Below are 6,584 nucleotides of genomic sequence, written 5' to 3' on the forward strand. Positions count from 1 at the left end.
TCATCCGCTGCCTCAAACGCTACCTCGCCCGCGAGATCTATCCCCGCCTCATCGCAGACCTCGCCGCCATACCCAGCACAGCTTGACAATCCATAGGAGCATCTTCGGGGCCCTTGCGAGGCGCTGGTCGTCCGGAAAAGGCCGGGCTGAAAAGCGCCCGGCCGATCCGCCGGGGGTAGCACCTCGCACCCGAAGTCAAGCCCCGAGCCCTTCGGGTGCGTGGCTGGGTTTGTGCTGGCACGTCACCGATACCGGCTCGACGGTGTAGCCAAGACTGTCGGCTCGCCTGCGGCATTGCGTTGGGTCTTGGCGGGCTCGGCCGCGCCGTCGCGGTGCTTGTGCTCGGACGGGCTCGCCTGCGGCTTCGCATCTCCTCAAGCCATCTTCGATCAGGTCTTGCCTCGACCCGTCCGGGCTGGCCGCTTCCCCGTCTGCTGCCGGAACACGTCTGGGCCCCGCGATCAGCTGATCGCGGGGCCCAGACGGTGGGAAGGGAAAGTGGCTAGTGGTCGGGTAGTTCGAGCGGGGCGATCTCGTGGAAGACGTCGCCGGGGCCGGGGTTGCCGCGGTGCGTGCGGCCCCCGAGGTGGTGCAGCACGCCCCAGACCGCGTTCAGGGCTGTCGTGACCGCGCCCTCGGCGAAGCCGCCGCACCACGAGATGTCGTCGCCTGCCAGGAAGAGACCGCGCTGGGCGTCCGTCAGGCCGTCCTGCATGAAGTGCGTGTAGAGCCGGCGCTGGTAGCGGTAGTGCCCCGGCAGGTTGGCCTTGAACGCGCCCATGAAGTGCGGTTCGGTCTCCCACGTGATGGTCACCGGGTCGCCGATGATGTGCTTGCGCACCTCCACGCCGGGGTAGATCTCGGCCAGCGAGCCGAGGACGACCTCCAGGCGTTCCTCGAGGGTGAGGGTCGCGAGTTTGAGCGAGTCGTCGTTCCAGGTGTAGGACAGGCACATCACGCCGGGCTTGTCCGGGCCGTCGTCGAACAGGTAGACGCCGCGCGGCATGCGGTCGGTGAGCGTCATGCTCATGACGTGCCGGCCGGTGTCGGGGTCGATGTCGAGCCAGAACGGGCGGTCCGTCACGACGAAGAGTTTCGAGCTGCCCATGTAGTGGGTGCGTTCGACCGCGGTCCACAACGGTTGGGGCAGCAGGGCTTCGTCGGTCTTGACCTTCGACAGCAGCGCCCAGCTCTGTGCGGTGAACACCACGGCGGGGAACGTGCGGATGCCGTGGTCGGCGTCCTCGACCGTGATGCCGTGCGCGGTGCGGCGCATCCACTTGGCCGCGGGCAACGGTTCGCCGCGCCGGTGCAGCGAGGCGAGCGTCGTGCCCTCCGGCCAGTGGTCGAGCCGTTCCGGCGCGTGTGACCACAGCCTCGTCGGCAGCTGCTGGCTGCCGCCGATGATGCGGTGCTGGTCGACGTCGGCGCCGTTGTAGACGACGCGCAGGATCTCCAGCATCGAGTTGGGGAAGTCGGTGTCCCAGCCGCCGGTGCCGAAGCCGACCTGGCCGAAGATCTCGCGGTGCTCGAACGAGGCGAACGCCGGTGAGCCGGCCAGGAAGCCGTAGAACGAGACGTCGTCGAGGCGGGGCACCAGCCGGTTCCAGATCGCCTTGATGGCGGCCACGTCGCGGGTGCGCACCGCGTCCGCCATCGCGGAGAGCTCCGCGGTCTCGTGCAGCGCCTTCTCCCACGCGTCCGCTACCTGCTGGTAGATCACCGGCAGGTCGGTCATGGTGTGCGCGAAGTGGCTGACGCCCTTGAGGTCCACCACGGTGCTGGGGGTCTCGTGCGACAGCGGGTTGGGGAACGGCGAGGTGCGCAGACCGACCTTGTCGATGTAGTGGAACAGGGTCGTGGCCGCCAGCGGGAACCGCATGGCGCCCATCTCGGCGACCGACTCCGGGTGCTCCCGGAACGGTACCGAGCGCATCCGGCCGCCGAGCTGCTCGGCCTCGTAGAGAACCGGTCGCAGGCCGAGCTTCATCAGCTCGTACGCGGCCACGAGGCCCGCGATGCCGCCACCGATCACCGCGACTTCGGTGCCGTGGGCCGAGGCCGGCACGGCACCGAGGCCCGCGGGGTGGTTGAGCCAGTCGTCGTAGGCGAACGGGAAGTCCGGGCCGAACATCGTGACCGGCGATCGCAGGCCGTGCGGAACGGCGTCGGACGGGAAGCCTTGGTCCATGTGCGCTACCCCCGGGTGACGGTGGTGACCTGTTCAGGCAGGGTCGGTGGAAAGGGAGCCGTAGAGGTCCGGCCGTCGGTCGGCGACGTAGTCGTTGATCTCCTTGGCCTTCGTGATCCGCGCGGGATCGAGGTCGGCCAGCACCAGCTGTTCGCCGTGCACGTCGTCGTGCAGCGCGAAGCCGGACGGCCCGACCACGCGGGTGAGGCCGCAGTAGTCGAGTTCGCGTTCGGAGCCCGACCAGTTCACATAGGCGATGTAGATCTGGTTCTCCAGCGCGCGTGCGTGCACGAGCGTCTGCGCCACGATCTCCCACGGCTTCATCAACGCCGTGGGCACGACCAGCAGTTCGGTGCCCGCGAGCGCGTGCGCCCGCACGGTCTCCGGGAACTCGACGTCGTAGCAGATCAGCATGCCGACGGTCAGCCCGTCGAGCTCCGCCTGCACGACGGGGGTCTGGCCGGGTTCGAAGATCGCCCGGTCGATGTCGCCGAACAGGTGGGTCTTGCGGTAGGTCGCGAGGGTCGCACCCGTGTGGTCGACCATGCGGACGGAGTTGTACACGTTGCCGTCGGCCAGTTCCGGCCAGCCGAAGACGATCGCGATGCCCGCCTCGGCGGCGATCTCCGCCACCTCGGTGCACATCGGGCCGTCGCCCGGCTCCGCGAGCTGGCGGAGCCTGCGCGGACCCAGGTGGTACCCGGTCAGCGACACCTCCGCCGTGATCAGCAGTCGGGCACCCGCCGCGGCGGCTTCGTGTGCTGTGGCCCGCAACCGGTTCCTCGGGGGCTCACCACCCGCGGTGGTTTGCCAGCAAGCGATCCTCATGTGCTTCGGCCCCTAGTCGACGGTGGGTGGGCAATGACGGGATGAGAGATCCAACGCGACAACGCTAGGTAGCGCCGTCACCGCGCTACAACCCGGCGAAACCCCCTGCCCGACCCCTGTCCGACCTGGGGTGACCCCTGTCGTGCCCAGGGCGGTGCCGGTGCGGTGACGCGGCGTATTGGCACGAGTTCGCCAGATGAACTTTGCGGGCGTGTTTGTGAAGTATTTATTAAGGACGAGTTTGGTGGCATGTGTGTGCGCATCCGTGTTAAATCGACGTCAGTTGTACTCGCTGGCTATTTTTCGCATTTGGTTCACCGGGCACGCCTGAGGGCGTCGCGCCTGGCTCGCGCGACCTGTTCCTGCTCCTCGGAGCCCTGTTAAAAGCGGGACTATCGCGGATTTGCGCTGTTCTATCGCATTGCTATCAAGGCTCTAATTTCCGGGCTCAGGCATCTCAATAGACGCCTGACTAGGGGATGTACTAAGGGCTCTCGGGGTCTGATTTTCGCAGTGCCGGAATGCCCTGGTGTCACACCTCCTCGGTCTTGAGCTCGTCGCTGCCGGATCGCAGCGCGCTCGTCTGCGGGGCAGGGGGAACAACACCGCGAGAGGAACGTGGTCCTAGATGTTGGTCGAACGAACGCGCGAACTGGCCACCCTCCTGCACGCGCTGGAGGACTGCCGGCGAGGCCGGTCCGCGGTGGCCATGATCACCGGCGCCAGGGCGACCGGTAAGACCGCGCTGCTGCACGCGTTCGGCGAGGAGGTCCAGCGTTCGGAGGCACTCCTGCTCAGCGCTTCCTGCACGCCGGGGGAACGCTCCTTACCGCTGGGGGTGTTCAGCCAGCTGCAGCGCAACGTGCCGGAGGAGTTCCGCCCGGCCCGCCCCGCCGACGACCTGGCCCCGCTGCTGGACGAGGACACGAAGCGCGGGCACCTGCTCCGCGAGGCGAGCACGGCGTTGCTCGCCATCGCGGAGACCCGGCCCGTCGTGATCGTCGTGGACGACGTGCAGTACGCGGACGAGCTGTCCAAGGAGGCCCTGCTGCACGTGCTGGGCAGGCTGCGGTCGACGCGCGTCGCGGTCGTCTTCACCCAGGGCGTCGGAGCGCGGGAGCCCCGCTCGCTGTTCCACACCGAGTTCCTGCGCCACCCCCACCGCCACAGCGTCTGGGTGGGCCTGTTGTCGCCCCGCGGGGTGGCGGAGGTCGTGGCCGCCGAGCTGGGCTCGCGGATCGCGGACGAGTTCGGCGCGCGGTACCACGAGATGACCGGTGGCAACCCGTTGCTGCTCCGCGCGTTGCTGGAGGACCAGCACCGCACGCCGTTCGACGGTGCCCCGGTGGCGGGCGAGGGGTTCGCCGAGGCCGTGATGAGTTGCCTGCACCGCGGTGACCCGGCGATCCGCGAGGCCGCCCACGCGCTCGCCGTGCTGGGCACGCACTCCGACCACACCAGGCTGCTGGCCCGCCTGCTGGGCGCCGGCCAGAAGACCGCGGCCAAGGACGTCGAGACCCTCGCGGACATGGGATTGGTGCAGGGCACCGACTTCCGCGACCCGGCGATCCGCGAGGCCGTGCTCGACGACGCGCCGAACCTCCCGGAACTGCACCAGCGCGCCGCGTGCCTGCTCTCCCAGGACGGTGAGGACCGGCGTGTCGTCGCCGCGCACCTCGTCTCGTCCGGCGAGGCCTGCCCGGCGTGGGCGCTGCCCCTGCTGCGCGAGGCCGCCGACGCGGCGATCCTCGACGACCAGGTCTGCGAAGCCGTCGAGTACCTGGAGTTCGCCCTGCTCGACCACGAGGACCAGGCACCCGTCGACCTCGTGATGATGCTGGTGCGCCTCAAGGAACGCCTGGCGCCCGCGTCCGTGCTGCAGCACGTGCCCGAGCTGGGACAGGCCATGCGCGAGGGCAGGCTGCTGGGGCACGGGCTGTCCTGGTTCGTGCGCCTGCTGGTCGTGCACGGACGGGGCGACGACGTCGCGGAGGGCCTGGCGAAGCTGGTGTCCCGGGCCGAGGAGCTCGACGACCACGACAGGGCCGAGGTCGCCATCGCTCGCATGTGGACCGCCGGGGAGTACCCGGACCTGGTCGCCGACGTGCCGCAGATCCGCCTGGAGCCCGTCGGGGTCGACGTGCGGACGGGGATGCGGGTGGACGCCGCCACGGCGCTGTCACAGGTCGTCGACGGCCGGCTCGACGAGAACCTGATCATGACCGCGGAACGCGTCCTGCAGAGCGCCAACCTCGCGGAGGAGCCGTCCGACGAGATCAGCTCCGCGCTGCACGTGTTGCTGTACCTGGAGAAGCTCGACAGCGTGAAGACGTGGTGCGACCGGCTGGTCGCACGCGGGCCGCACTCGTCGCCCGGCTGGCACGGCGTGCCGGCGATGGTCCGCGCCGAGGTGGCGTACCGCACGGGAGACCTGGGCACCGCGCGGGACCACGCGCAGGAGGCGCTGGAGAAGGCCGACCCGCGGATCTGGGGCGCGAGCATCGGCATGGCGCTGGGAACGTTGATCCTCGCCACCACCGCGATGGGCCGCTACGACGAGGCCGCCGCCGCGATGCGCCAGCGCGTGCCGCAGCACGCCTACCGAGGCCGTTACGGCCTGCACTACCTCTACGCGCGAGGGCACTACCACCTGGCGACCGAGCAGTTGCACGCCGCGCTGGGCGACTTCCTGACCTGTGGCGAGCTGATGGTGAAGTGGAAGATCGACTCGCCGGGCATCGTGCCGTGGCGCGCCGGCGCCGCCGAGGTCTACACCCGGCTCGGGAACCACGCCAAGGCACGGGAACTGGCGGACCAGCAGCTGGCCCTGCCGGTCATGGACCGCTCGTCGTCCCGCGGCATGGCGATGCGGGTCAAGGCCGCCACCACGGACCTCCGGCAGCGTTCGCAGCTGCTGTACGGCGCGCTGGAGGAAGTGCAGGCCGCCGGGGCCCAGCTGGAGGTGGCGCGCGTGCTGGCCGACCTCTCGCAGATGTACCACGAGCTCGGCCAACCCGACCGTGCCCGCATCACGGCCCGCCGCGCGTGGCGCCTCGCCAAGGACTGCCAGGCGGAGACGTTGTGCTCCCAGCTCATCCCCGACAACGAGGCGCGTGCCGAGACGTCGCCGGGAGAGGCCAGGGCGGAGGCCCGCTGGGGCGCGCTCTCCGACGCGGAACGCCGGGTGGCGGGACTCGCGGCCCTCGGCCACACCAACCGGGAGATCGCCACCAAGCTGTACGTGACGGTCTCCACCGTGGAGCAGCACCTCACCAAGGTCTATCGCAAGCTGAACATCACACAGCGCAGGGACCTTCCCGCCGATCTGTGGAACGTCGTGGCGCTGGGTGCCTGATGCCGGACCGCAAGAGCTCCCTCCGAGCGAGGGAGCTCTTGCTGTGTCCGCAGCGCCGTCAGCGGTGCGACGACCCGTCCCGTCAAGTTCTTCGCACCCCGCCTCGGCCCACCTGGAACGCCGTGAACGCAAGGGTTTCTTAGGGGCCGGGTAGGGGTGTTTGCGTCCGGGCGACCGGGAAACGATGCGTACGGTCGCGCATTTTCTGCC

Annotated in this window: 3 protein-coding genes; 1 reads left to right on the top strand and 2 read right to left on the bottom strand. The window is 69.5% G+C overall.

Features of this window, described 5'->3' with window-relative positions; translation table 11 throughout:
* Positions 1-502 precede the first annotated feature (502 nt).
* Both QSK25_RS04130 and QSK25_RS04135 read right to left on the bottom strand, forming a co-directional pair.
* Positions 503-2,191 carry a flavin monoamine oxidase family protein gene (locus QSK25_RS04130; protein ID WP_285633048.1) on the bottom strand — a complete coding sequence of 563 codons (1,689 nt, stop codon included), beginning with the start codon at positions 2,189-2,191 and terminating at the stop codon, positions 503-505.
* 33 nt (positions 2,192-2,224) lie between these two features.
* Positions 2,225-2,965 carry a carbon-nitrogen hydrolase family protein gene (locus QSK25_RS04135; protein ID WP_285633051.1) on the bottom strand — a complete coding sequence of 247 codons (741 nt, stop codon included), beginning with the start codon at positions 2,963-2,965 and terminating at the stop codon, positions 2,225-2,227.
* Between the two features lie 682 nt (positions 2,966-3,647).
* Here QSK25_RS04135 and QSK25_RS04140 point away from each other — a divergent pair.
* Complete coding sequence (locus QSK25_RS04140) at positions 3,648-6,374, top strand: helix-turn-helix transcriptional regulator (RefSeq protein WP_285633054.1); 2,727 nt, start codon at positions 3,648-3,650, stop codon at positions 6,372-6,374.
* The last annotated feature ends 210 nt before the right edge of the window (positions 6,375-6,584 follow it).

Source organism: Lentzea sp. NBRC 102530 (genome assembly GCF_030269365.1).
In the GTDB taxonomy this organism is placed as follows: Bacteria; Actinomycetota; Actinomycetes; order Mycobacteriales; family Pseudonocardiaceae; genus Lentzea.

Excerpts from the sequence above, each read along its gene's own strand:
- QSK25_RS04130 (WP_285633048.1), bottom strand. The coding sequence starts at position 2,191 with ATGGACCAAGGCTTCCCGTCCGACGCCGTTCCGCACGGCCTGCGATCG.
- QSK25_RS04140 (WP_285633054.1), top strand. The coding sequence starts at position 3,648 with ATGTTGGTCGAACGAACGCGCGAACTGGCCACCCTCCTGCACGCGCTG.